This window comes from Pseudomonas sp. KH_021 (assembly GCF_057838865.1).
In genome coordinates this window covers 912647-936344 of the sequence record NZ_CM174477.1, presented here as the reverse complement: position 1 = coordinate 936344, position 23698 = coordinate 912647, and the positions used below count along the sequence as shown (strand labels likewise).

Genomic DNA, 23698 nt, shown 5'->3' with positions numbered 1-23698 from the left:
CCATCATGCGCGTGCTGATTATTGAAGACGAAGAGAAAACCGCCGACTACCTGCGTCGCGGCCTCACCGAGCAGGGCTATACGGTGGATGTTGCCGTCGATGGCATCGAAGGCCTGCACCTGGCGCTGGAAGGTGATTACGCCGTGATCGTGCTCGACGTGATGCTGCCGGCCCTGGATGGCTATGGTGTGTTGCGCGCCTTGCGTGCACGCAAGCAGACACCGGTGATCATGCTGACGGCTCGCGAGCGGGTTGAAGACCGAATACACGGTCTGCGCGAAGGTGCCGATGACTACCTGGGCAAACCATTTTCCTTTCTCGAGCTGGTGGCTCGCCTGCAGGCTCTGACCCGCCGCAGCAGCAACAACCATGAGCCTGTGCAAGTGCAGATTGCCGACCTGTGGGTCGACCTGATCAGTCGCAAGGCTACCCGCGCTGGCCAGCGCCTGGACCTCACCGCCAAGGAGTTTTCCCTGCTCAGCGTGTTGGCCCGGCGCCAGGGCCAGATCCTGTCCAAGACCGCGATTGCCGAGCTGGTCTGGGATATCAATTTCGACAGCGACGCCAACGTGGTCGAAGTGGCGATCAAGCGCCTGCGCGCCAAGCTCGACGGGCCGTTTGAAGACAAACTGCTGCACACTATTCGAGGCATGGGTTATGTCCTGGAAAACCGGGCGTCTTGAGGGGCGCCTCCCCGACTCCATCGCACTGCGCTTGAGCCTGTTGTTCACGCTGGTGGCGCTGCTGGTGTTTCTGCTGATTGGTGGTGCGCTCTACCGCCAGGTCGACAAGAGCCTGGGGTTGCTGCCTGAAGCGGAGCTGGATGCGCGCTACAGCGTGCTCGAATCGGCCCTGACCCGTTATGGCACCGAAGAACACTGGGCCAAGATTCGCACCAAGCTCAAACTGCTGAGTGAAGAGGACAAGCGCATCCGTTTCTGGGTGGTCAGCAGCGACCCGCGCTTCGAGTATGGCGAGCCCGATGCCGCGATGCGCCGCTTCGCCATGGGCCCGCTGGGCATGCGCGACCTGTCGCTCGATGATCCCTACCGCGTGCTGCTCACGGAGTTGCCAGCCAAGGACCAGCGCCCTCCCCTGCGTTTCATGATCGCCATCGACACCGACACTTTTCTGCAGACCCAGCACACCCTGCTGATCGCTTTGCTCAGCCTTGCTGCTATTGGCGTGGTGCTGGCCTCCTTGCTCGGCTACTGGGTGGCACGCATCGGCCTCAAGCCCCTGGATGCGCTGTCTCAGGCCGCGCAAAAACTTGCACCGCCGCGCCACACCGGGCGCTTGCAGTTGTCGCCGCTGCCACCGGAACTGGACCAATTCGTCAATGCGTTCAATGCCACGCTGGAGCGGGTTGATCAGGCCTATTCGCGGCTGGAGGCTTTCAATGCCGATGTGGCCCACGAATTGCGCTCCCCTCTCACCAACTTGATCGGCCAGACCCAAGTGGCTTTGACGCGCGGGCGGTCGGCTGAACATTACTTTGAAGTGCTGCAATCCAACCTTGAGGAGTTGGAGCGCTTGCGCAGCATCATCAATGACATGCTGTTCCTTGCCAGTGCTGATCAGGGCAGCAAGGCTACCGAACTGACCTCCTCGTCGCTGGCTCAGGAAGTGGCCACGACCCTGGACTATCTGGAGTTTATTCTTGAAGACGCGCAAGTACGGGTTGAAGTGCGGGGGGATGCCAGTGTGCGGATTGAGAAGGCTCACTTGCGACGTGCTCTTATCAATCTGTTGAACAACGCGGTGCAGCATACGGCGGCGCAACAGGTGATTCATGTGGATATTCGTGCCGAAGAGGGCCAGGTCAGCATTGCGGTGACCAACCCAGGTACTGCCATTGCGCGCGAGCATTTGCCGATGTTGTTTGAGCGGTTTTACCGGGTGGATGCTGCGCGTTCCAATACCGGTGGCAATCATGGGCTGGGGTTGGCTATCGTCAAGGCGATTGCGTTGATGCATGGGGGGACGGTGTTTGTTCATAGCGAACCCGGTAGCAATACCTTTGGCATTAACTTGCCGGGTTGACTGTTGCAAACGGTGCCGCCTCACCGATCACCAAAGGGCTTAACCGACAGGATTTCCATGCGCCAACGAAGCTCTTACCCGAAACCCTTCAAGGCCCAGGTTGTTCAGGAATGCCTGCAACCGGGCGCAACCCTATGCACCTGTTGACTCTATCGGCCTGAATCTTGAGGTCTTGACCTGTTGCCGAATTCAGCTGCCCGCTTGCCGATGCCGGCGTGAATGACAGACAGCACAGCGCCTGATGGACAACGCAACTTAGAGGGAAATATGGCCATGAGGAATGGCAGAGAAAGTCCGCTTCGCGTACTCCGCAGACTTATTTCGAAGGTCAGGACAGGACGCCCAAACCCAACACTGACGAGGGCGCCTGCCCCAATGTCGGTCAGTTAAAACACAGAACCTGTGGGAGCGAGCCTGCTCGCGATAGACGTTAAGGATAACGCGCACTGTCTGAATAAACGCGCCATCCTTGAGTCCATCGCGAGCAGGCTCGCGCCCACAGGGTATTGATCGCTCAAATTGCTCAACTGACCGGCATTGGCACCCACGAGTCAAAACCAACCGTCAGCGGTCGTTCTTGCTGCTTGAGGCGCCAGCATTACGCAGGCCTTTGGTATTGTGATCGCTTGGCGTGGTGCGAGAGATCGCAGTCGCCTTGGACAACCCCCGGGTATCTCTGTCATGTGCCACGCCGGATGTCACCGAACCATGGCCATTGTCATCATTGCGCGTACTGCCGTAATGCTTGCCGCTGTCGCCTCTATCCCGAACGGCTTTCCCGGCGTGATCGCTGCTTAGCCCCTTGCCAATGCCATGTCCGGCCGAGCCACCGGAATGACCGGCGCCACCGCCAGTACCGCCACCGTGACCGCCGCCATTACCGCCGCCATGGCCACCACCATGACCACCACCACCACCATGGCCACCACCACCACCACCACCACCACCGTTTGCGGCCTCAGCAGAGGAGACGAGCGATAGCTCACCCGGCAGCATGGTTGTCCCCGCAAGCATCAGGGCGCAAACAGCAACAACCATAAAATTTTTCTTTCTTATAAACATGATGCCTCCCGGCGATTGAATTCCACCCTCATCAGACACGGACCTTGAGTTTAGGTTCTCGCCCCCCGATACAAAGATTTCGCGGCGGCATCCACTCAGGAAGAGATCGAAGAACGGCAAATGCCCGGCCACTGGGAAGGCGACCTGATCAAAGGTAAGGACAATGCCTCGGCGGTCGGCACACTTGTTGAGCGCACCAGCGGTTATCTGATCCTGGTAAAAATGCGCGATGCCACCGCGACCTCGGCAGTCGAGGGATTCAGCGCAGCGATGGGCATGCATCATGCTGCTCCAACTTCAATTCAATAGCCGTGTTGCACTCGGCCCCAGCGACCGCCATCGATAAAATATCTATAAATATCAATCAGTTAATTTTTAAGCCAAAGACTGTACTCGTTCTTTCTGCATGAACTGTCAATTGGCCTTCGTGCAGAATGCCTGTAGGTTGCCGTTGTCGCTTGCAAGGTTGTGCCCATGAATCCAGAAAAACTCGAACTGCTGTTGACCCGCCAGATGCCCTTCGGCAAATACAAGGGTCGCGTCATTGCAGACCTGCCGGGCGAGTACCTGAACTGGTTTGCTCGCCAAGGTTTCCCCCACGGAGAACTGGGAGGGTTGCTGGCCCTGATGCAGGAAATCGACCACAACGGTTTGTCGGCCTTGCTCGACCCGCTGCGTAAAAAATACGCCCGCCCCCGCCCCTGAAAACGAGCCCAATGCCATGACCGAAGCTTCCCAGCTGGCCCGTGATGAAGACCACTGGCAGAAAATCGCGGCCCGCTTCGATGTCGCACCCGGCCCGATCAACCTCGAATACGCTTTTTTCGGGCGCATGACCCGCCGCGTTGCGCAGGTCTACCAGCAGCACATCGAATTCATCAACCGCAGCAATTCCGTCCATGTACGCCAACGTTTCGAGCAAGTGGACGCGCCATCGGCTCATACGGCACTGGCACAGCTGTTGGAAGTGCCCGAGCGCACGGTGGCATTGACCCAAAGCGCATCGGCCTCGGTGCAGACGCTGATCCGTAACTACAACGCCTTGAAACCCGGTGACCAGGTGCTGGTCAGCGACCTGGACTACGACAGCGTTCAAAACACCATGCAATGGCTGGCCCGTAGCCGAGGCGTGGAATTGATCGAGGTCACGCACACCCACCCCGCCACCTACGAAAGCCTGGTGCAAGGGTATGAGCAAGCCTTCGAGCAGTACCCACGCCTCAAGCTGATGGTGCTTACCCACGTCACCCACCGCACGGGGCTGGTAATGCCAGTCAAAGCCATCGCCGAACGCGCCCGCCACTATGGCGTCGATGTCATCCTGGACGGCGCACACGCGCTGGGGCAGCTGGATTTTCGCCTGGAGGAGCTGGGCGTCGACTTTGCAGCCTTTAACCTGCAGAAGTGGATCGGCGCACCGCTGAGCCTTGGCGTGCTTTACATCGCATCGGGCCGGTTGCAAGACATCGACCCGGATATGGCCGCATTGGACTATCGCCCAGACGTCATCCTCTCCCGGGTGCCCTACGGGACGCCGAACATCCCGGCTTGGATGACGCTGGCGACGGTCTTCGAGGAGCATCGGCAAATGGGCGGTCCAAAGGCCAAGGGCGAGCGTTTGAAATACCTGCGCGACCTGTGGGTCAGCCAGGTCCGGGACTTGGACGGTATCGAAGTGGTGACGCCGGATGATCCACGCTTGTACTGCGGGATCAGCTCATTTCGGTTTACCCGCGAAACGGATCACCCCCGCATGGCGCAGCGGCTGCTCGAGGAATACAGCCTGCTGACCGTCGCCCGGGAGGGCTCGGCGTGTGGGCCGTGTATTCGTGTGACGCCAGGCTTTACCACCACGCCTGCTGATATCGAGGCCTTGGTAAACGCCCTAAAGGCCCTGACCCGCCGGCTGTATGTGTAGGAGCAGAGCTTGCTCGCGATGAGATCACCACGTATGCCAGATAGACCGCGGCGCCTTCATCGCGAGCAAGCTCGGCTCCTACAACAAGATCAAGATCAAGATCAAGATCAGGAGCAGGAGCAGGAGCAGGAGCAGGAGCAGGAGCAACAGCAACAGCAACAGCAACAGCAACAGCAACAGCAGCAGCAACAGCAGTAACGGCGGGCAAAAAAAACGGTGCGCCGACCGAGCGCACCGTTAAAGCCGTAAAGCACACAACGATTCTGGTATCAGTCGAACAGCGCCAAGGCCTCTGCACTGCACTGCTGGATGCGCGCCCAGTCGCGGCTCTTCACCCAGGCACTTTCAAACATCCAGGTACCGCCCACGCACATCACGTTTGGCTGTGCGATGTAGGATTTCAGGTTGCCTGGATTGACCCCACCCGTCGGGCAAAAGCGCACTTCGCCAAACGGCCCGGAAAAGGCCTTGATCGCGGCCACGCCACCACTGATCTCCGCTGGGAACAGTTTGAAGCGTCGATAGCCGAGGGCATAACCCATCATGATTTCCGAAGCGCTGCTGATCCCCGGCAGCATCGGCAAGGCGCTTTCTACACCCGCCTCAAGCATGTCCTGAGTACAGCCCGGCGTGACCACGAACTGGGCACCGGCGGCTTCCACCTCGGCCAGCATCTTGCGGTCCAGCACAGTGCCCGCACCGACACACAGTTGCGGGCGCTGCTCGCGCAACACACGAATGGCTTTCAGCCCGTGCTCGGAACGCAGGGTGATTTCCAGCGTGGTCAGGCCACCGGCGGCCAAGGCATCGGCCAGCGGAAGAATGTCTTCCTCACGGGCGATGGTGATCACCGGCAGAATGCGGGCCTTGGCACAAATGGCATCGATCCGGGCTGTTTTTTCCTCCATGCGGTTTTGCAGCGCCTGTTGGTTTTCGAGCGTTGACATAGCGGCTGATCCTTGGCTCATGGGCACCAGTAAATCTCTAGAGAGGTATTAAGAAACGCGCGGATCGGCATCTGGGCGATGTCCTTGCCGGCCAGCGCGGTGCGCAGGGTGGACAACTTGCCCTGGCCCTGCACGGATAGAATCTTCAAGCGTGCCGAGGCCAACAAAGGCAGCGTCATGCTCAAGCGCTGGTGTGGCACGGTGGGCGCCATCATCGGCAGGCAATGCTGCTTACCATCTGCAAGCAAGGCTTGCGCCAGGTTCGGGCTACCCGGGAACAGCGAAGCGGTATGACCGTCATCGCCCATGCCCAGCACCAAGACGTCAATCGGTGGCAGGTCGGCGAGCAACTGGTCGGCCTGTTGGGCGGCATCCTCCTGGGACACCTTGGAGCCATACAGGTCGATAAAGCGCGCCTTGGCGACCGGGCCGACCAGCAAATAACGCTTGAGCAGCCCCGCATTGCTGTCAGGATGCTCGGTCGGCACCCAACGCTCATCAGCCAGGCTGATGACCACGTTCGACCAGTCCAGCGCTTCATGCGCCAGGCTCTGGAAGAACGCGACGGGGCTGCGACCGCCCGACACCACCAACGTGGCGACGCCTTGCTGTTTGATCGCTTCACGCAACTGTTTCGCCACGCGCTTGGCCAACGCCTGCGCAAGCTCCGTAGGGCCTGCGAAATCGTGCGCCTGCACGGCTTTGGGTAGTTGCAGATCAGATATCGCCATACCAGGACCTCCCATCTCGGGTTATCAGTGCAATGGAACTCATCGGGCCCCAGGAGCCAGCCGCATAAGGCTTGGGTGCATCACCGGCCTTTTTCCACCCGGCGATCAACTGGTCACACCATTTCCACGCGTATTCAATTTCGTCTTTGCGCACAAATAGATTCTGGTTGCCACGCATCACTTCCAGCAATAACCGCTCGTAAGCATCGGGGATGCGTGCGCTGCGGTAGGTGTCGGAGAAATTCAGTTGCAGCGGGCCGCTGCGCAGCTGCATGCCCTTGTCCAGGCCCTGTTCCTTGGTCATCACCCGCAAGGAAATACCTTCGTCCGGTTGCAGGCGAATGATCAGTTTGTTACTGATCTCCAAACGCTGCTCCGGGGCGAAGATGTAGTGCGGCGGTTCCTTGAAATGGATAACGATCTGCGACAGTTTTTGTGGCATGCGCTTGCCGGTACGCAAGTAGAACGGCACGCCTGCCCAGCGCCAGTTGCGGATATCGGCCCGCAGCGCCACGAAGGTTTCGGTGTCGCTCTGGGTGTTGGAGTTCTCTTCCTCCAAGTACCCCGGCACCGGCTTGCCTTCGCTGTAGCCTGCGATGTATTGGCCACGCACCACCTGGGTACCCAGGCCTTCGGCAGTGATCGGTGCCAGCGCCTTGAGCACCTTGACCTTTTCGTCACGAATGCTGTCGGCCGACAGGTCGCTGGGTGGGTCCATCGCAATCAGGCACAGCAGCTGCAGCAGGTGATTCTGGATCATGTCGCGCAGTTGCCCGGCCTGGTCGAAATAGCCCCAGCGACCTTCAATGCCGACTTTCTCGGCCACGGTGATTTCCACGTGGGAGATGTAATTCTGGTTCCACTGGGTTTCGAACAGGCTGTTGGCGAAGCGCAGGGCAATCAGGTTCTGGACCGTTTCCTTGCCCAGGTAGTGGTCGATCCGGTAAACACGGTTTTCCGGGAAGAATTGCGCCACCGCATCGTTGACTCGCCGTGAAGAGCCCAGGTCATGGCCGATGGGCTTCTCCAGCACGACGCGGGTACGCTCAGCCAGACCGACCTTGGACAGGTTCTCGCAGATGCCGCCGTACACCGCAGCCGGGGTGGCGAAGTAGGCAATCAGCGGCGAGCTGTCGCCGACGGTTTCGGCCAGGGCGCGATAGTCGTCAGCCTGCAGGAAATCCACCCGCAGGTACGTAAGCCTGGCCAGAAAACGTTGCAGTGATGGCTCTTCCAGCTGCGCCGGCTGGACGTAAGCCCGCAATTGTTGCTCGATGCTCGCCAAGTGCTGGTTGGCCTCACCTGACTCGCGGGCCAGCGCCAGGATGCGCGTGTCGGCGTGCAGCAGGTCGGCGCGATCCAGTTGATAAAGGGCCGGGAACAGTTTGCGCAGCGCCAGATCGCCCAGCGCCCCGAACAGGGCAAACGTGCAAGGTTCAACGGTTATCGATGGCATGATGTTTGTTCTTTTATCAAGTTAGACTAGAAATACCTTTTTTAAAGCGACCCTTCAAGGGAAAATGTAGTAATAACCACAACATTTTCCCCCATCGGTAGATTCGAGTGGTTAAGCCACCACGCCATCAGTACGATAGGCCACCCGTGAAAAGCAGCCTGGCCGCGCCTGCCCGCCGGCTGCATCCTCGACCCAAGGACCTTACATGGACCGCGTGCGCAACCTCCTGGAGCATATCCAGGGCCGTCTTGAAGAACTGAACAAGGCCGAGCGCAAAGTCGCTGAAGCCATTTTGCAAAACCCTCAGCAAGCCACCCGATTCAGCATTGCAGCCTTGGCTCGCGCTGCCGATGTCAGCGAGCCCACTGTTAACCGTTTCTGCCGTTCATTCGGCGTCAGCGGCTATCCCGAACTCAAGCTGCAACTGGCCCAGAGCCTGGCCAGCGGCGCAGCCTATGTCAGCCGTGCGGTGGAAGCCGACGATGATCCGGCGGCCTACACGCAAAAAATCTTCGGCAGCGCCATTGCGTCGCTCGACAGCGCTTGCCAGCAACTGGACCCTGCCCTGATCAGCCGCGCCGTCGACATGCTGATCCAGGCCCGCCAGATCCACTTCTTCGGCCTCGGCGCCTCGGCACCGGTCGCGCTGGACGCCCAACACAAATTCTTCCGCTTTAACCTGGCGGTGTCTGCCCATGCCGACGTACTGATGCAACGCATGCTGGCTTCGGTGGCCCACACCGGCGAGCTGTTTGTCATCATTTCCTACACCGGCCGCACCCGCGAGTTGGTAGAAGTCGCCCGCCTGGCCCGCGAAAACGGCGCCTCGGTGCTAGGCCTGACCGCGGCCGACTCGCCCCTGGCCAAGGCCTGCAGCCTGAGCCTGAATATCCCGTTGCCCGAAGACACCGACATCTACATGCCGATGACCTCGCGCATCATTCAACTGACCGTGCTCGACGTACTCGCTACTGGCATGACCCTGCGCCGAGGCGTGGACTTCCAGCCGCACCTGCGCAAAATCAAGGAAAGCCTCAACGCCAGCCGTTACCCGGTCGACGACGAGTTCAATTGAGGGGGCAGTCAGATAAGGCATTGAAAGACACAGTTCCTGTGTGCGGCTTTAGCCGGAATGCGCCGCGCGGGCGGCGCTCGATTTGGGCAACAGCACAAAACCCAAGGCAAGCGCCTGGAAGCCTTGATACGGCCTCCCAACCTTCATTCTCAGGGGTGAACCCTTAGGTGCCTGCCAACAGATCGCATGAGCCCCATGGTGCCCGCCTTGGTTTTTCCTTTGTTTTTGAGATCGAGCGCCGCCCGCGCGGCGCATCGCGGCTAAAGGCTAGGCGCCCCCGCCTCTCCTACATTTGTTGCAACGTGCCATGGCCTGTGGGATCGGCGTTGTTAGCCTTGGTGGTTCGGCTTTGGTTTTTTGTGGTTTCGGTGGGATTGCGCGTGGCTGGCAACGCCAATCTCCCAGGCCATGGCACGTTGCAACCAATGTAGGAGCCGGCCTTGGCCGCGATGCGCCGCGCGGGCGGCGCTCGATCTACGCAACAGCGCAAAACCCAAGGCAAGCACCTGGAGGTCTTGATACGGTCTCTCTCCCTTCATTCTCAGGGTGAACCCGCAGAGTGCCTGGCAACAAATCGCATGAGCCCCACAAGGTTCCCGCCTTGGTTTTTCCTTTGCTCTTGAGATCGAGCGCCGCCCGCGCGGCGCATCGCGGCCAAGGGCTAGGCGCCCCCGCCTCTCCTACATTTGTTGCAACGTGCCATGGCCTGTGGGATCGGCGTTGTTAGCCTTGGTGGTTCGGCTTTGGTTTTTTGTGGTTTCGGTGGGATTGCGCGTGGCTGGCAACGCCGATCCCGCAGGCCATGGCACGTTGCAACAAATGTAGGAGCCGGGTTTACCCGCGATGCGCCGCGCGGGCGGCGCTCGATTTGGGCAACAGCACAAAACCCAAGGCAAGCGCCTGGAGGTCTTGATACGGCCTCCCAACCTTCATTCTCAGGGGTGAACCCTTAGGTGCCTGCCAACAGATCGCATGAGCCCCATGGTGCCCGCCTTGGTTTTTCCTTTGTTTTTGAGATCGAGCGCCGCCCGCGCGGCGCATCGCGGCCAAGGCCGGCTCCTACATTTGTTGCAACGTGCCATGGCCTGTGGGATCGGCGTTGTTAGCCTTGGTGGTTCGGCTTTGGTTTTTTGTGGTTTCGGTGGGATTGCGCGTGGCTGGCAACGCCGATCCCGCAGGCCATGGCACGTTGCAACAAATGTAGGAGCCGGGTTTACCCGCGATGCGCCGCGCGGGCGGCGCTCGATTTGGGCAACAGCACAAAACCCAAGGCAAGCGCCTGGAAGCCTTGATTCGGTCTCTCTCCCTTCATTCTCAGGGTGAAACCGCAGAGTGGGGCTGGCAACAAATCGCATGAGCCCCACAAGGTTCCCGCCTTGGTTTTTCCTTTGCTCTTGAGATCGAGCGCCGCCCGCGCGGCGCATCGCGGCCAAGGGCTAGGCGCCCCCGCCTCTCCTACATTTGTTGCAACCCCCCGGTGTCAGGATAGTTGTCGCCTCTCCGATTTTTCCTAAAAAAGCATATCGGGGGCGGAAAGAGACTGGTCGTGCCGTATTATTCACCTGAACGCAGAGCCGCATTGCTCAAGATGCTGCTTCCCCCACTGAGCCTGACGATGGCCGAGGTTTCTCGGCGCGAAGGGGTCAGCGAAATGTCTTTGTCCAACTGGCGCAAGCAGCTCAGTTCTGAAGGAAATGCAGTGTCCGAAAACAAGCCGCTGACCGAGAACTGGTCAGCCGAAACCAAGTTTGCTGTTGTCCTTGAAGCGGCCGGCTTGTCCGAGATCGACCTGGGCGAGTATTGCCGGCGCAAAGGCCTTTACCCCGAGCAAATCACTGCTTGGCGACAAGCCTTCATTACCGGCCAGAAGTCGGATAAAGCCCTGCAAAAAGAGGATCGAGAGCAGTCGCGCAAGGATAAGAAGCGTATCCAGGAGCTTGAGCGAGAACTGCGCCGCAAAGATAAGGCGCTCGCTGAAACAGCCGCGTTGTTGGTGCTGCGAAAAAAGCTCAACGACTACTGGGGGACCGACAACGAGGACAACTGACGTCTTTGCCGCAACGGCAGTTGTTCGTTGACTGGCTGAGTGAAGCGGTCATGGCGGGAGCCAGAAAAATCCGGGCCTGCCAGGAGGTCGGTTTATCGCTGCGAACCCTGCAACGCTGGACCGAAACTGAAGTCGTTCAGGCCGATGCTCGAACGACGGTCGTGCGGCCAACGCCCTGTAACGCACTGAGCGAGGCCGAGCGACAGGTGATTGTGACGCTGTGCAACAGCTCTGAGTACGCCCATCTACCGCCGAGTCAGATCGTGCCGCGCCTGGCCGATCAAGGGCGTTATCTGGCGTCGGAGGCGACGTTTTATCGCGTCTTGCGGGCGGCGGGTCAACAGCAACACCGAGGTCGTAGCCAACGCCCCAGGCGGCATGCCGCACCGACGACGCATGCGGCCAAAGGGCCCAATCAGGTGTGGTCGTGGGACATCACCTATTTGCCGTCGCCGATACGTGGAAAGTATTACTACCTCTATTTGATCGAAGATATTTACAGCCGCAAAGCCGTGGGCTGGGAGGTTTACGACGCGGAAAGCGGCGAGAAAGCCGCTGCGCTGCTGCAACGCAGCGTGATCGGCGAGCAGTGTTTGCGCGAGCCTCTGGTGCTGCACTCGGACAACGGAGCGCCGATGAAATCGGTGACGCTGTTGAACAAGAGGTATGACCTGGGCATCACGCCCTCGCGGGGACGACCGCGGGTCAGCAACGACAACCCTTACTCGGAGTCGCTGTTTAGAACGCTGAAATACTGCCCGCAATGGCCGCCGGATGGCTTTGCCAGCTTGGACGCCGCACGCGCTTGGGTGAGGGATTTCATGCGCTGGTATAACCACGAGCACCGGCATAGCCGTATCCGCTTCGTCACGCCAGCCGAGCGGCATCGAGGGCTGGACTATCAAGTCTTGGCCCGGCGACATGCGGTGTACGAACGAGCCAAGGAGAAAAACCCGGAACGCTGGTCAGGCCGGACGCGTAATTGGGAGCCGATCGGTACCGTGTTGTTGAACCCGGATCGAGAGCAACAAGTGGAGAAAAGAGCGGCATAGTTAGACGGTTGACGCGACAAGTACCTTGAAGTGCGACACGAAGTCGTTTGTAGAAGTTGTTCCCGCTTCAACTGAGGGAACCACCAATGTCACTTGGTGAATCTAGGAGTCTGAATAAAGAGCGACTCTGACAATGTAACGAAGCACTGCGAGGTGCGGGGTATCAATCGCGAGAGGCGTACTCTTCTGGCAGCCATACGCCGGTGTAGTGCTAGATAGTTGGTATGGTGAACACATGTGAATCTGCGCTAAAGGTCGTTAAGTTGAACAAGCGGAAATGGCTATTGCGCTTGAACCAAAACGGTAACGGAGGTGGGAAGAGCGCTTTTCAAGTGCGCCTTCGTGACCCGCACGCCTCCCGGCTCATAGCAGGCACCTAACCCGACATACTTCTGCAAGTGGAACGTGGGAACCCCGTATCGCGCCCTGCGGGGACAGTAGGCCGCAAGGTCTGCCAATGGCGGTGCGGGAACAGGATCGAGGACAAAGCGAACGCCGCCCTGTAATGGGACGGATAGGGATTGCAACATCACCCCACGCGAAAGCGGGCAGACTTCCTCTTGGTCTCTCTTCACAAGAGAATTTTTAGAACCATCTAAACGGGAGGAGAGCAAATGAATGCTGCAACACTGGCGTGTGCACCTTCCGGCGTGGCATGGGACGGCATTAATTGGATCGATGTCCAGCGCCATGTAAGACGGCTGCAAACGCGTATTGTGAAGGCCACCCAGGCCGGCAGGCACAACAAGGCGAAAGCCTTGCAATGGCTGCTGACCCACTCGTTTTGTGGCAAGGCATTAGCCGTCAAGCGAGTGACTGAAAACAAAGGCAAGAATACCCCCGGCGTGGACAAGGTGACGTGGAAAACGCCGAGGGCAAAGACCAACGCGATTGCGTCGTTGAAGCGGCGAGGTTACTCGCCTCTTCCGCTTCGGAGAGTGATGATTCCGAAAAAAAATGGCAAGACGAGGCCGCTCGGCATACCCGTGATGAAGTGTAGGGCTATGCAAGCGTTGCACTTGCTGGCCCTGGAACCGATCGCGGAAACCACCGCCGACCTGAATTCTTATGGGTTCAGGCCGGAACGCTCAACTGCCGATGCCGGTGAACAATGCTTCACTTGTTTGGCGCAAAAGGCGAGCGCGCAGTGGGTGCTGGAGGCTGATATTCAAGGCTGTTTGGATCGTGCATCGCAATACCCTTTGGTTCATGAAGAGTGTTCGAAGAGGTCAGGTTGATCGTTGACAGCCTTGATACGCAAGCCTTTGCGTCGTCCGTGGCAGACCAGGACGGCGTCGAGTTCGCCGCGCTTTACACGTTGCAACACGGTTTGACGGGAAACACCGAGTAGCCTGGTTGCCTCCTGCATCACGACGTAGCCCTCTGGGGGGTGTTCAACGAAGCGGCGTCGCAACGAGTCGGTGATGCGAATACGCCAAGGCGCACCGGGCGTTGTTTGTTCGGCGGCGATGAAGCCATCGTTGACCCAGCGATGCAGCGTGGACGGCGCAGTGCCCAACGCTCGGGCGGCTTGGCGGATGCTGAGCAACTCGCCGTCAGGGAGTACGGCGGGACGTTCGAAACAAGGGATGTGCCAATGGCGTCGAAGGTTGCCCACAAGGCTTTGGTTGAAACGCAAGCCACGTGCGGTCAGCCGACCTTGAGCATTGAGGATTCCGGCGATGATGGCATCAGGATGATGTTCCGCCAGACGACGAACCAAGGCAATGGTGTCTTCGTCGGTGCGGATGGTCGCGGGTCGCGATCGCGGTAGCGCGATATCGCACTCGGTGAGTTTGCCGCCTCGCCAACGTAATTTCAGATGAGCCTGATAGTGCTCGCGTTGGACGGTGATGGAGACTTCCTCGAGCAACGTGCGCAGCAATTGCTTCCTGTCACGCACGGTGAGATTGGGTGCGTCCCACAGTTGTTTGAGGTCTTTGCCGAGTGCCAGCAGGTTTTTGCGCTGTTCAGGGCTCAGCGTACGTGGTCGAAGCTGTTCGCGCCGGGAAAGCTCTGCCTGGGCCTGTTCGAGTTCACGCAGCTGTGTCTCCCATTGTGTTTCAAGTCCGCGCGCGACCAAACGGTTCTCAGGGTCCACGGCACGGTAGCGTCGCTCGGCACGCAGGGCTTCGTAGTGCGTCCGTTCGACAGTCAGGCGCCACTGCGCAAGCGCTGCATCGTGATCGGCCTCAAGACGTTCTGCGGCCTGTACGGCCGCTTCGAGGCCGGCCGGCTCAACGGCGTGCAGGAAGGCCTGCGCAACGGCGGCGTCAATCTGCAGGCCACCAATATTGAGGCAGTAGACGCCACGGCCATTCTCGATGCCTTTGTTCGAACAATGGTAACCCGGCGTCTGATTCGTGCCGCGGTAGTGGGTTTTAAGCGACCGGCCGCAGTGGCCGCAGATGGCCAGGCCTTGCAGCAAGGCGGCACCTTCCCTCACGGCTCCCCCTGCTTCATGGGGCCGGGGCTTGGTATTTGCAGCCAGACGCACTTGGTTGGCCTCGTAGGTTGCCCAATCGATATAACCCTCATGGTGCTCACGGATGAGCACGGCCCATTGAGATTGAGGTAGACGCCGCAAGCGTGTCTTGAGCGTGCCGTGTTCATCGACATAGCGTTCCGTACGCGTCTTGCCATAGCAGTAGGCTCCCGCATAAACCGGGTTGGTGAGCACATTGTAAATGGCGTTGTAGGTCGGTGCGACCCAGCGGATTTGCTCGTTGCGGTTGAATTGCAGAGGGAACGATAAGTTCTCGGTACGCAACCACAGCCAAACACGGCGGGCAGAGCCAAACTCGTTAAAACGTGCAAACACGGCATGTAGTGCGCTCACGACGGCTTCATCGGGATGCAACCTGACTTCGCCGTCGGCCTCACCCCACACCAGTCCGGTCGGCAGCCCCCGGCGCAACTCACCGCGAGCAGCCTTGTTGCGAATGCCGCCGTCCAGACGCGCGCGCAGAATGTGCAGTTCGGCCTCGCTCATAGTGCCCTTGAGTCCAAGCAACAGGCGATCGTTGAAGTGCGCGGGGTTGTACACGCCGTCGGCATCGCCGATGAGCGTATCGGTCATGGTGCAGAGGTCGAGCAGTCGGTACCAGTCAGCGTTATTACGCGCCAGACGGGAGACCTCCAATCCTAGAATAATGCCGACGTGACCGAGCGCGACTTCGGCGGTCATCCGCGCGAAGCCGCCCCGGCGAGCGGTGCTGGCCCCCGAGAGTCCCAAATCATCGTCGACAACATTAACCTGCTGCTGGGACCAGCCGAGGCCAGTCGCCCGTTGTGCGAGCGCGTACTGGCGTTGCGTCGATTCCCGGTTGTGCTCTACCTGGCTCGCGCTGGACTGTCGAATGTAGACGAACGCCGCACGCTGCAAATGGCTGGGACCGATCTTGTTGGCAGTGTCACTCATCAGCGTTCTCCCTGTGGGTCGGCTCGTTGCCCGTCATGACCTTCGCGATCGCTTGAGCCAGCCTGTCGATCACCGCTTGGCGTGTTGTTTCGTCGAGTTGTTCCCACAGACTGTCGTCGTCCGGGGGCAGGTCTGCGAGGGTTAGGTTCAGTTGCATCGTTGCTCTCCTGTTCCGTCTGGCGCAGCAAAGCATCAATGATCAGGCGAGCGTGGAGTAAGTCGGCAAGTGAGCCAATCGCGTCGGCCACCGAGGCCTTGAGAACCTCGTCGGAATCGACGAAAAAATCGGTCCAATTGACGGGAATCAATCCGCGTGACTCATCGGGAAAAATCAGCAGAAGGTGCAATCGTCCGGCGCGCTGCCTTCGGTTGATGACCTTGAGGCGTTGGCCTTCGAACGGGTGACCCGTTCGCGTGATGACGACCGATTCAGGAACGTCGTGGAGAGGGGTAGTCTGTCGTGGTTTCCTTCGACAAAATCAGTCACGACTGGATGATCACCAATATCTCAACGGACAAGGTGGTTTTAAATAAGTGGCTCAAGGCGGGATTCGTGTATCAAAACAAACTCTTTCCCACCGACTCCGGCGCCCCGCAAGGGGGCATAATATCGCCAGTGTTGGCAAACATGACATTGGATGGCCTCGAACTGATGCTCTCGGAAAAATTCCCGAAAGCGAAGAGAACAGGCCGGAAAATGAACATGGTGCGTTACGCGGATGACTTCATTATTACTGGTAATTCGAAAGAGTGGCTGGAACAAGAGGTCAAGCCCGCAGTGGTTGAATTTCTGGCAGAGCGTGGGCTAGTCCTGTCACCTGAAAAAACCAAAGTAACGCACATCAAGGATGGGTTTGACTTCCTCGGATGGAACATCCGCAAGTACAGCGGCAAGCTGTTGATGAAGCCGTCGAAAGCGAACGTCAAAGCGCATCTTGACAAAATCCGCGAAGTCATAAAGGCCAACAGGCCGGCTAAACAGACTGACCTGATAAAACAGCTCAATCCTGTGTTACGAGGATGGGCGAATTACCACAGCCATGTAGTCGCCAAGAAAACCTTTAATCGAATCGACTCCAACGTATGGTCAATGCTATGGCGATGGGCGGTAAGAAGGCACCCGAACAAAGGAGCCCGGTGGGTTAAGGAGCACTACTTCAAGACCAGAGGCACCCGAACTTGGGTATTTGCCGCAACAGAAGAAAGAAAAGATGGAGCGAAAAGGGAGCGCATCCTGCTCGCAGAGTCGGATACGCCAATACAGCGGCACATCAAGATCAAAGCGGACGCGAACCCGCACGACCCACAGTGGGAGCAGTATTTCGAGTCCCGATGGAGCAAGAAAATGCTGTACTCGTCGAAAGGTCGCGGGAAGCTTTACCGTGTCTGGCGGAGGCAAGATGGCATGTGCTCTACCTGTCAGAAACCAATCACAAAGAACACCCCTTGGGATGTTCGCTGTATTGTAAAACGGACTGACGGCGGATCAGATGCAGCAAGCAACCTGCAAATGCACCATCTCAATTGCCGTAGAAATCAGCAACACGCCTAAAACGAAGTTGGGTAACCGGGTGTCGAAAGATGCCTTAGTAGAGGCTTGAGCCGTGTGCGTTGAAAGGCGCATGCACGGTTCTTAGGGGGCTGGACGCGGGCAACCGCGTCTGGCTACCCGACAAACGCCGCTGCCAACAGATCGCATGAGCCCCATGGTGCCCGCCTTGGTTTTTCCTTTGTTTTTGAGATCGAGCGCCGCCCGCGCGGCGCATCGCGGCCAAGGCCGGCTCCTACATTTGTTGCAACGTGCCATGGCCTGTGGGATCGGCGTTGTTAGCCTTGGTGGTTCGGCTTTGGTTTTTTGTGGTTTCGGTGGGATTGCGCGTGGCTGGCAACGCCGATCCCGCAGGCCATGGCACGTTGCAACAAATGTAGGAGCCGGGTTTACCCGCGATGCGCCGCGCGGGCGGCGCTCGATTTGGGCAACAGCACAAAACCCAAGGCAAGCGCCTGGAAGCCTTGATTCGGTCTCTCTCCCTTCATTCTCAGGGTGAAACCGCAGAGTGCCTGGCAACAAATCGCATGAGCCCCACAAGGTTCCCGCCTTGGTTTTTCCTTTGCTCTTGAGATCGAGCGCCGCCCGCGCGGCGCATCGCGGCCAAGGGCTAGGCGCCCCCGCCTCTCCTACATTTGTTGCAACGTGCCATGGCCTGTGGGATCGGCGTTGTTAGCCTTGGTGGTTCGGCTTTGGTTTTTTGTGGTTTCGGTGGGATTGCGCGTGGCTGGCAACGCCAATCCCGCAGGCCATGGGACGTTGCAACAAATGTAGGAGCCGGGTTTACCCGCGATGCGCCGCGCGGGCGGCGCTCGCGCCCGCCGAGCTATCGATTGGGATGGCGCACGCGCTCGCCGGTGGCACTTGGGCGATTGAGGAAGATGGCGTCCAGGGCGCTGTCGTTCAGGCCCTTGGCAGCGTTCCAATGGGACGAGAGGTGAATATAGTCGCGCCTGAGCATGGCCTCTTCTGTGTCGGTGAGGTGAGGATGGGCCGCCTCACCCAATGCGAATGCCATAAGCTTGGTGGCGATGGGCTTCAACGCCTGGCAAGGTTGAAGCGTCTCGGCAATCGCGGCTAATGGCACCCGTTCACGCACGGCCAACGCATGCAAGATACCCAGATAAACCCGCGCGAGGTCCGATGCCACTTCACGTTGACCTTGTACGGCGGCATACACGCGCTTTTCCGGGTGCATATCACGGTGGCGGTTGTAGGGCTGGTCCCTGGACCAATGCACGATTTGCAACGAAAACCCTTGGGCCTGCCACTGCTGCTGCCCCTGTTCTAGCAAGGCCTGGGCGCAGGCGAAAGCCTTGCTCTCGCTGTCCGCTGACGTCTTGGGCACCAGGCAACTCAGCGGCTTGTGCAACAACAGGCGCTCTTGCACACGGGGGCGATAACCACCGCCCAGGTCCGAGTGCGCGCCGGGTAGGACAATATCCTGGTCGGTGCCGATCAACGGAAAGTTATGGCGCCATTCATCGCGCGCGACCAACTGCACCACCCGGCCCGCGATGCCCGGTGCAAGACCTACTTCGATGCCGTGATAGCGAGCGTTGGAAGGATCGAAGTCACACCGAAGCGGCGCCACGAAGGCCGCTACGCTGTCGAACAAGCCAATGAAATGGATGGCCAGGTCGCCCTGCTGGCGCCAGGCGAAGCCCGTTTTGAACGGCATGGAGCCATGCGCCAGGGTCGAGGCCAGTAAGCCGCGCTGGGCTTTTTGAAGATCATTGGCGAAGTGCCGCGCCGCCACCGCGCCTCGGCTGAACCCGAACAGGTCGAACTCAAGGCGAGCCACCTCAAGAGAAGGGTTGGTCGCCAGCAGCTGCTGCAGGCGCTGGTGGATCAACACGACACTGCGCTCGACCCGCGCCAGCACGCCGTGACTGCCACGACCCGTGCCTTGGGAAAACAGGGCGTCAGCCTCGCCGGTGCGAGTACCAATGCCTTCAACGTAAATACTCAGGCAGGCCTGACTGGCATCTTCCGCCAACGGGCTGTCGCCTTGATCGTGATACAGCGCATGCAGGTGGGCAATATTGCTCGGATCGTTATCGTAACTGCCATCGCTGCCCGTCTCGGCAGCCTCGCTATTGACCCGATTATTGCCTGTGCCGTCGAAAAATATCCCCAGTCGTACGTTGATCGAACGCCTGGGGGATAGGAGGGGTTGTAACGATGGGGACTTGAGCGACTCAAACATGACGCATCTCCTTATGCATGAACACAAGGAGCTATCGCACCGCGTTTACCTCACCTGGGATATCGGCCAATGGGCTTGCGACCCAAGGATTATTCCCTCACTCATGCCGGATGTTGCGAACCCTGTGCCCAGGCTTGTTGCAAGGCTACACCGGCGCCGAGCAGGCCGCTGAACTCAGCCGTCACTACCCAGACTGGAATACCCTCGAAGTAGTCGCTCATGCAGCCCTTGTCGGCAAAACACCGGGCAAATCCACTGGCCAGAAACAGATCGACAAAATGCGGAATCACGCCGCCGACGATGTAGACGCCGCCGCGCCCGCCCACCGTGAGCACATGGTTGCCAGCCACCCGGCCAAGAAACCTGCAGAACTGCTCAATCACAGCCAAGGCCTGCGGATCACCGGCCAGGGCCGCCTTGGTGATGTCGGCGGGGGCCTGCAAGGTAGGGGAAGCATCATCGAGCGCGCACATGGCCTGGTACAAACGCAGCAGGCCACCACCACTCACCACGGTTTCCGCGCTGACATGGCCGACCTGCTGCTCGATCTGCTGGCGAATCGCCGACTCACGGGCATTACCGACGGGCAGATCGACGTGCCCTCCCTCCCCCGGCAAGGCCATCCAGTGCGGCTGGTCTGCCTGATGGCTCAAGTGCAGCAGGGTGCCCACGCCAAGCCCCGTGCCTGGCCCGATCACCACCGCCGGGCGGCCAGCATCGGGGGTGCCTTCGCACACGGTCCGATACTCGTCCGGCTGCAATCGGGTCATGCCCAACGCCATGGCCGAAAAGTCGTTCACCAGCATCAGCTCATCGACCTGCAAGGTCTTGCAGAACGCCTGACGGCTCAGATGCCAGTGGTTGTTGGTAAAGCGAAACAGGTCACCGTCCACCGGGCCTGCTACCGACAAGCAGACCGAACCGATCGAGCCTCGCGCCAGCTTCAAGCTATCCATGTAGGCCTGGATAGCCTGCTCGGGGCTGCTGTAGTCCGCCGTGGCAAAGACCTGGACCGAATGCATCTGGTCATCTTCCCACAGCGCAAAGCGGGCATTGGTGCCGCCAATATCGCCCACCAACGAGCGTTTCATTTGAGAACCTCAAGGCCGCTGGTGAAGGCGCTGGCGCCCTGCTCGGCCGAGCTGAAGGCCATGCGCATGAAGCCGAACAGCTCGCGACCGCAGCCAACGCTGCTGTCCACCGTGGTTACCGCCAGCTCACGGGCTGCGAGCTCTGCCGGTTCCAGCAGCACTTGCAAGGTGCCGTGAACGCCGTCCACTCGCACAATGTCGCCATCGCGCACGCGAGCCAGCGGGCCGCCATCAAAGGCTTCAGGGCAGACATGGATGGCCGCCGGAATCTTGCCCGAGGCACCGGACATGCGCCCGTCGGTCACCAGTGCAACCTTGAAACCACGGTCCTGCAGCACCCCCAGGAACGGAGTCATTTTGTGCAGCTCGGGCATGCCGTTGGAGCGCGGCCCCTGGAAGCGCATGACGGCGACAAAGTCCCGCTCCAGCTCCCCGGCCTTGAACGCATCGGCAAGCTCCTGCTGATCCTGGAAGACGCGTGCCGGGGCTTCGACGACCTGATGCGCTTCGGCGACCGCAGACACTTTCATTACACCGCGACCGAGGTTGCCCTCCATCACTCGCAAGCCGCCCTCGGGCGAAAACGGTCGAGCGATCGGGCGCAGGATCGCTTCGTCCAGGCTCTGTCTTGGACCTTCGCGCCACACCAACTCACCACCGTCCAGGAACGGCTCGCGGGTATAGCGGCTCAGGCCATGGCCTGCCACGGTGTTGACGTCTTCGTGCAGCAGCCCCGCTTCGAGCAGTTCACGGATCAGGAACGCCATGCCGCCCGCGGCCTGGAAATGGTTGATATCGGCCTTGCCGTTGGGATAAACGTGGGACAGGGTCGGCACGACCTCGGAGAGGTCGGCCATGTCTTGCCAGGTCAACACGATGCCTGCTGCCATCGCGATGGCCGGCATGTGCAGTGTGTGGTTGGTCGAGCCGCCGGTGGCGTGCAGGGCAACGATGGAGTTGACCAGGGCCTTCTCGTCGACGATTTCGCCCAACGGCATGAAGTTGCCGCTGGCCTTGGTCATGCGCGTGACCTGGTGCGCGGCTTCGCGTGTCAGCGCATCACGCAGGGGAGTATTCGGGTTGACGAACGAGGCGCCCGGCAAGTGCAGGCCCATCACTTCCATCAACAACTGGTTGGTGTTGGCGGTGCCGTAGAAGGTGCAGGTGCCGGGGCTGTGATAAGACTTCATCTCCGTCTCCAGCAGCTCTTCGCGGCTAGCCTTGCCCTCGGCATAACGCTGGCGCACATCGGCCTTTTCCTTGTTGGAAATACCCGAGACCATCGGCCCACCCGGCACAAACAGGGTGGGCAAGTGACCGAAGCGCAAAGCGCCCATCAACAAGCCCGGGACGATCTTGTCGCAGATGCCCAGGCACAAGGTGGCGTCGAACATGTTGTGCGACAGCGCCACGGCGGTGGACAACGCGATCACCTCGCGGCTGGCAATGCCCAGCTCCATACCCGGTTCGCCCTGAGTCACGCCATCACACATGGCGGGTACACCACCGGCGAACTGGCCCACCGAGCCAATCTCGCGCAGGGCCTGCTTGATCTGTTCGGGGTAATGCTCGTAGGGCTGGTGCGCCGAAAGCATGTCGTTATAGGACGACACAATGGCAACGTTCGCCGCGTTCATCAGGCGCAGGGCCTGTTTGTCGTCCGAGCCACAACCGGCTACGCCATGGGCAAAGTTTGCACATTGCAGCTTGGCCCGTTGCGGGCCATCGGTTGCAGCGCCACGGATCAATTGCAGGTAACGCTCACGCGTCTGGCGACTACGGGCGATCAGCCGTTCGGTGACTTCAAGAACGCGGGGATGCATGTGCTGAACTCCAGGCTATGGGTGTGACCTTTTTGGGCTCGGGTTTCCCTTTCTGCCGTTCGCCGCCTAGGCTCAAGACAGGGGGTAAATCCGGTTGGCGGGGCCAACCTACCGATCACTCGTTGTTTGTTGAACAAAATACTGCCACCAAAAAGGCTTGTTTTCTATTTTTTTACGAATAATCTTGTAATTCCAACAACAAAATCAGATTCAGTGAGGGTTTTCCCATTTGCGGGCTCACCGATCAGAGACAACAGAGGTACCCCTATGACGCTGCGTATCGCAATCAATGGCTTTGGCCGCATCGGCCGCAACATCCTTCGTGCACTCTATACCCAAGGCTATCGACAGGACTTGCAAGTCGTCGCAATCAACGACCTGGGCGATAGCGCGATCAATGCCCACTTGCTTAAGTACGACAGTGTCCATGGGACGTTCGATGCCAGCGTAGAGTTCGATCAGGAAAGCCTGACGGTCAAGGGTGACCGGATTGCGGTCAGCGCCATTCGTAACCCCGCCGACCTGCCCTGGAAGGCCGAAGCTATCGATGTGGTGTTCGAATGCACAGGGCTGTTTACCGACCGCAGCAAAGCCGCTGCGCATCTTACTGCCGGCGCGCGCAAAGTCATCATCTCGGCGCCAGCCAAGGGTGCCGATGCCACCGTGGTGTATGGCGTCAACCACGACATTTTGCGCCAATCGCACCAGATCATCTCCAACGCCTCCTGCACCACCAACTGCCTGGCCCCGGTGGCCCAGGTGCTGCACCGAGAACTGGGTATCGAACAGGGGCTGATGACCACCATCCATGCCTACACCAATGACCAGGTGCTGACCGACGTCTACCACGGCGACCTGTACCGGGCCCGCTCCGCCACCCAATCAATGATCCCGAGCAAGACCGGCGCCGCCGAAGCCGTCGGCCTGGTACTGCCGGAGTTGGCTGGCAAGTTGACCGGCATGGCGGTGCGAGTGCCGGTGATCAATGTGTCGCTGGTCGACCTGACCATCAACCTCAAGCAACAGGCCAGCGCCGACGAGGTCAATGCCCTGCTCAAGGAGGCCAGCCAGCACTCCAGGGTACTGGGCTATAACACGCTGCCGCTGGTGTCGTGCGACTTCAACCACAACCCGTTGTCGTCGATTTTCGACGCCAGCCACACCAAGGCCAATGGCAAGCTGCTCAAAGTGCTGGCCTGGTACGACAACGAATGGGGCTTCTCCAACCGCATGCTGGATAACTGCCTGGCGCTGTGCAACGCGCCGTGACCTGA

The 23698-nt window shown here is 59.5% G+C and carries 18 protein-coding genes and 3 pseudogenes; 11 read left to right on the top strand and 10 right to left on the bottom strand.

Features of this window, described 5'->3' with window-relative positions:
* The first annotated feature begins 5 nt into the window (after positions 1-5).
* Both AC3IX4_RS04445 and AC3IX4_RS04440 read left to right on the top strand, forming a co-directional pair.
* A complete protein-coding gene (locus AC3IX4_RS04445) occupies positions 6-683 on the top strand; it encodes a heavy metal response regulator transcription factor (RefSeq protein WP_489259416.1) in 678 nt (225 codons plus the stop codon).
* Positions 658-2043, top strand: a complete 1386-nt coding sequence (locus AC3IX4_RS04440) for a heavy metal sensor histidine kinase (protein ID WP_489259415.1) — start codon at positions 658-660, stop codon at positions 2041-2043. The genes AC3IX4_RS04445 and AC3IX4_RS04440 overlap by 26 nt, the downstream gene beginning before the upstream one ends.
* Positions 2044-2837: 794 nt before the next feature.
* Here AC3IX4_RS04440 and AC3IX4_RS04435 read toward each other — a convergent pair.
* A complete protein-coding gene (locus AC3IX4_RS04435) occupies positions 2838-3029 on the bottom strand; it encodes a hypothetical protein (RefSeq protein ID WP_489259414.1) in 192 nt (63 codons plus the stop codon).
* Between the two features lie 178 nt (positions 3030-3207).
* On the opposite strand from AC3IX4_RS04435, the pseudogene AC3IX4_RS04430 reads away from it, so the two are divergent.
* From AC3IX4_RS04430 to AC3IX4_RS04415, 4 genes and pseudogenes are all read left to right on the top strand, one after another.
* Positions 3208-3378 (top strand): annotated as a pseudogene (locus AC3IX4_RS04430) (IS30 family transposase); the annotation flags it as partial.
* A gap of 201 nt (positions 3379-3579) precedes the next feature.
* Positions 3580-3810 (top strand): DUF3820 family protein, encoded by a 231-nt coding sequence (locus tag AC3IX4_RS04425; protein WP_489259413.1) that lies wholly within the window; start codon positions 3580-3582, stop codon positions 3808-3810.
* Positions 3811-3826: 16 nt separating this feature from the next.
* Positions 3827-5023 (top strand): aminotransferase class V-fold PLP-dependent enzyme, encoded by a 1197-nt coding sequence (locus AC3IX4_RS04420; protein ID WP_489259412.1) that lies wholly within the window; start codon positions 3827-3829, stop codon positions 5021-5023.
* A gap of 9 nt (positions 5024-5032) precedes the next feature.
* Positions 5033-5221, top strand: a complete 189-nt coding sequence (locus AC3IX4_RS04415) for a hypothetical protein (RefSeq protein WP_489259411.1) — start codon at positions 5033-5035, stop codon at positions 5219-5221.
* A gap of 71 nt (positions 5222-5292) precedes the next feature.
* Here AC3IX4_RS04415 and AC3IX4_RS04410 read toward each other — a convergent pair whose 3' ends face one another.
* From AC3IX4_RS04410 to zwf, 3 genes are read right to left on the bottom strand one after another with little or no spacing between them, the layout of a single operon-like run.
* Complete coding sequence (locus AC3IX4_RS04410) at positions 5293-5970, bottom strand: bifunctional 4-hydroxy-2-oxoglutarate aldolase/2-dehydro-3-deoxy-phosphogluconate aldolase (RefSeq protein ID WP_489259410.1); 678 nt, start codon at positions 5968-5970, stop codon at positions 5293-5295.
* A 17-nt stretch (positions 5971-5987) separates the two neighbouring features.
* A complete protein-coding gene (gene pgl / locus AC3IX4_RS04405; protein WP_489259409.1) occupies positions 5988-6701 on the bottom strand; it encodes a 6-phosphogluconolactonase in 714 nt (237 codons plus the stop codon).
* On the bottom strand, positions 6688-8157 hold the full coding sequence (gene zwf, locus AC3IX4_RS04400) for a glucose-6-phosphate dehydrogenase (RefSeq protein WP_489259408.1): 1470 nt from the start codon (positions 8155-8157) through the stop codon (positions 6688-6690). Before zwf ends, pgl begins: the two co-directional genes overlap by 14 nt.
* A 214-nt stretch (positions 8158-8371) precedes the next feature.
* Between zwf and AC3IX4_RS04395 the strand changes: the two genes are divergently transcribed.
* The 3 genes and pseudogenes from AC3IX4_RS04395 to AC3IX4_RS04385 form a co-directional block, all read left to right on the top strand.
* On the top strand, positions 8372-9232 hold the full coding sequence (locus AC3IX4_RS04395; protein WP_371924738.1) for a MurR/RpiR family transcriptional regulator: 861 nt from the start codon (positions 8372-8374) through the stop codon (positions 9230-9232).
* Between the two features lie 1546 nt (positions 9233-10778).
* Positions 10779-12331, top strand: a protein-coding gene (locus AC3IX4_RS04390; protein ID WP_489259407.1) for an IS3 family transposase whose coding sequence is annotated in 2 segments (ribosomal slippage) — positions 10779-11241 and positions 11241-12331 — 1554 coding nt in all. Because the reading frame shifts where the segments join, the coding sequence is not laid out codon by codon here.
* A 614-nt stretch (positions 12332-12945) separates the two neighbouring features.
* A pseudogene (locus tag AC3IX4_RS04385) lies at positions 12946-13524 on the top strand (reverse transcriptase N-terminal domain-containing protein); the annotation flags it as partial.
* Positions 13525-13538: 14 nt separating this feature from the next.
* Here AC3IX4_RS04385 and AC3IX4_RS04380 read toward each other — a convergent pair.
* The 3 genes and pseudogenes from AC3IX4_RS04380 to AC3IX4_RS04370 form a co-directional block, all read right to left on the bottom strand.
* The gene (locus tag AC3IX4_RS04380; RefSeq protein WP_489259406.1) at positions 13539-15752 is read right to left on the bottom strand and encodes a recombinase family protein; all 2214 of its coding nucleotides are present in this window, start codon (positions 15750-15752) and stop codon (positions 13539-13541) included.
* Positions 15745-15909: a hypothetical protein gene (locus AC3IX4_RS04375; RefSeq protein WP_489259405.1), complete on the bottom strand. Its 165-nt coding sequence runs from the start codon at positions 15907-15909 to the stop codon at positions 15745-15747. Before AC3IX4_RS04375 ends, AC3IX4_RS04380 begins: the two co-directional genes overlap by 8 nt.
* A gap of 40 nt (positions 15910-15949) precedes the next feature.
* Positions 15950-16171: pseudogene (locus AC3IX4_RS04370) on the bottom strand (DUF5372 family protein); the annotation flags it as partial.
* A gap of 41 nt (positions 16172-16212) precedes the next feature.
* Here AC3IX4_RS04370 and AC3IX4_RS04365 point away from each other — a divergent pair.
* Complete coding sequence (locus AC3IX4_RS04365; RefSeq protein WP_489259404.1) at positions 16213-17304, top strand: group II intron reverse transcriptase; 1092 nt, start codon at positions 16213-16215, stop codon at positions 17302-17304.
* Positions 17305-18127: 823 nt separating this feature from the next.
* Here AC3IX4_RS04365 and AC3IX4_RS04360 read toward each other — a convergent pair.
* The 3 genes from AC3IX4_RS04360 to edd all read right to left on the bottom strand — a co-directional run bounded on the left by AC3IX4_RS04360 (position 18128) and on the right by edd (position 22424).
* The gene (locus tag AC3IX4_RS04360) at positions 18128-19510 is read right to left on the bottom strand and encodes a T6SS phospholipase effector Tle1-like catalytic domain-containing protein (RefSeq protein WP_489259403.1); all 1383 of its coding nucleotides are present in this window, start codon (positions 19508-19510) and stop codon (positions 18128-18130) included.
* 101 nt (positions 19511-19611) lie between these two features.
* Positions 19612-20601, bottom strand: coding sequence for a glucokinase (locus AC3IX4_RS04355; RefSeq protein WP_489259402.1), 990 nt, complete (start codon positions 20599-20601; stop codon positions 19612-19614).
* Positions 20598-22424, bottom strand: a complete 1827-nt coding sequence (edd, locus tag AC3IX4_RS04350; protein ID WP_489259401.1) for a phosphogluconate dehydratase — start codon at positions 22422-22424, stop codon at positions 20598-20600. Before edd ends, AC3IX4_RS04355 begins: the two co-directional genes overlap by 4 nt.
* Before the next feature lie 267 nt (positions 22425-22691).
* On the opposite strand from edd, the gene gap reads away from it, so the two are divergent.
* Complete coding sequence (gene gap, locus AC3IX4_RS04345; RefSeq protein WP_489259400.1) at positions 22692-23693, top strand: type I glyceraldehyde-3-phosphate dehydrogenase; 1002 nt, start codon at positions 22692-22694, stop codon at positions 23691-23693.
* Positions 23694-23698: the final 5 nt, after the last annotated feature.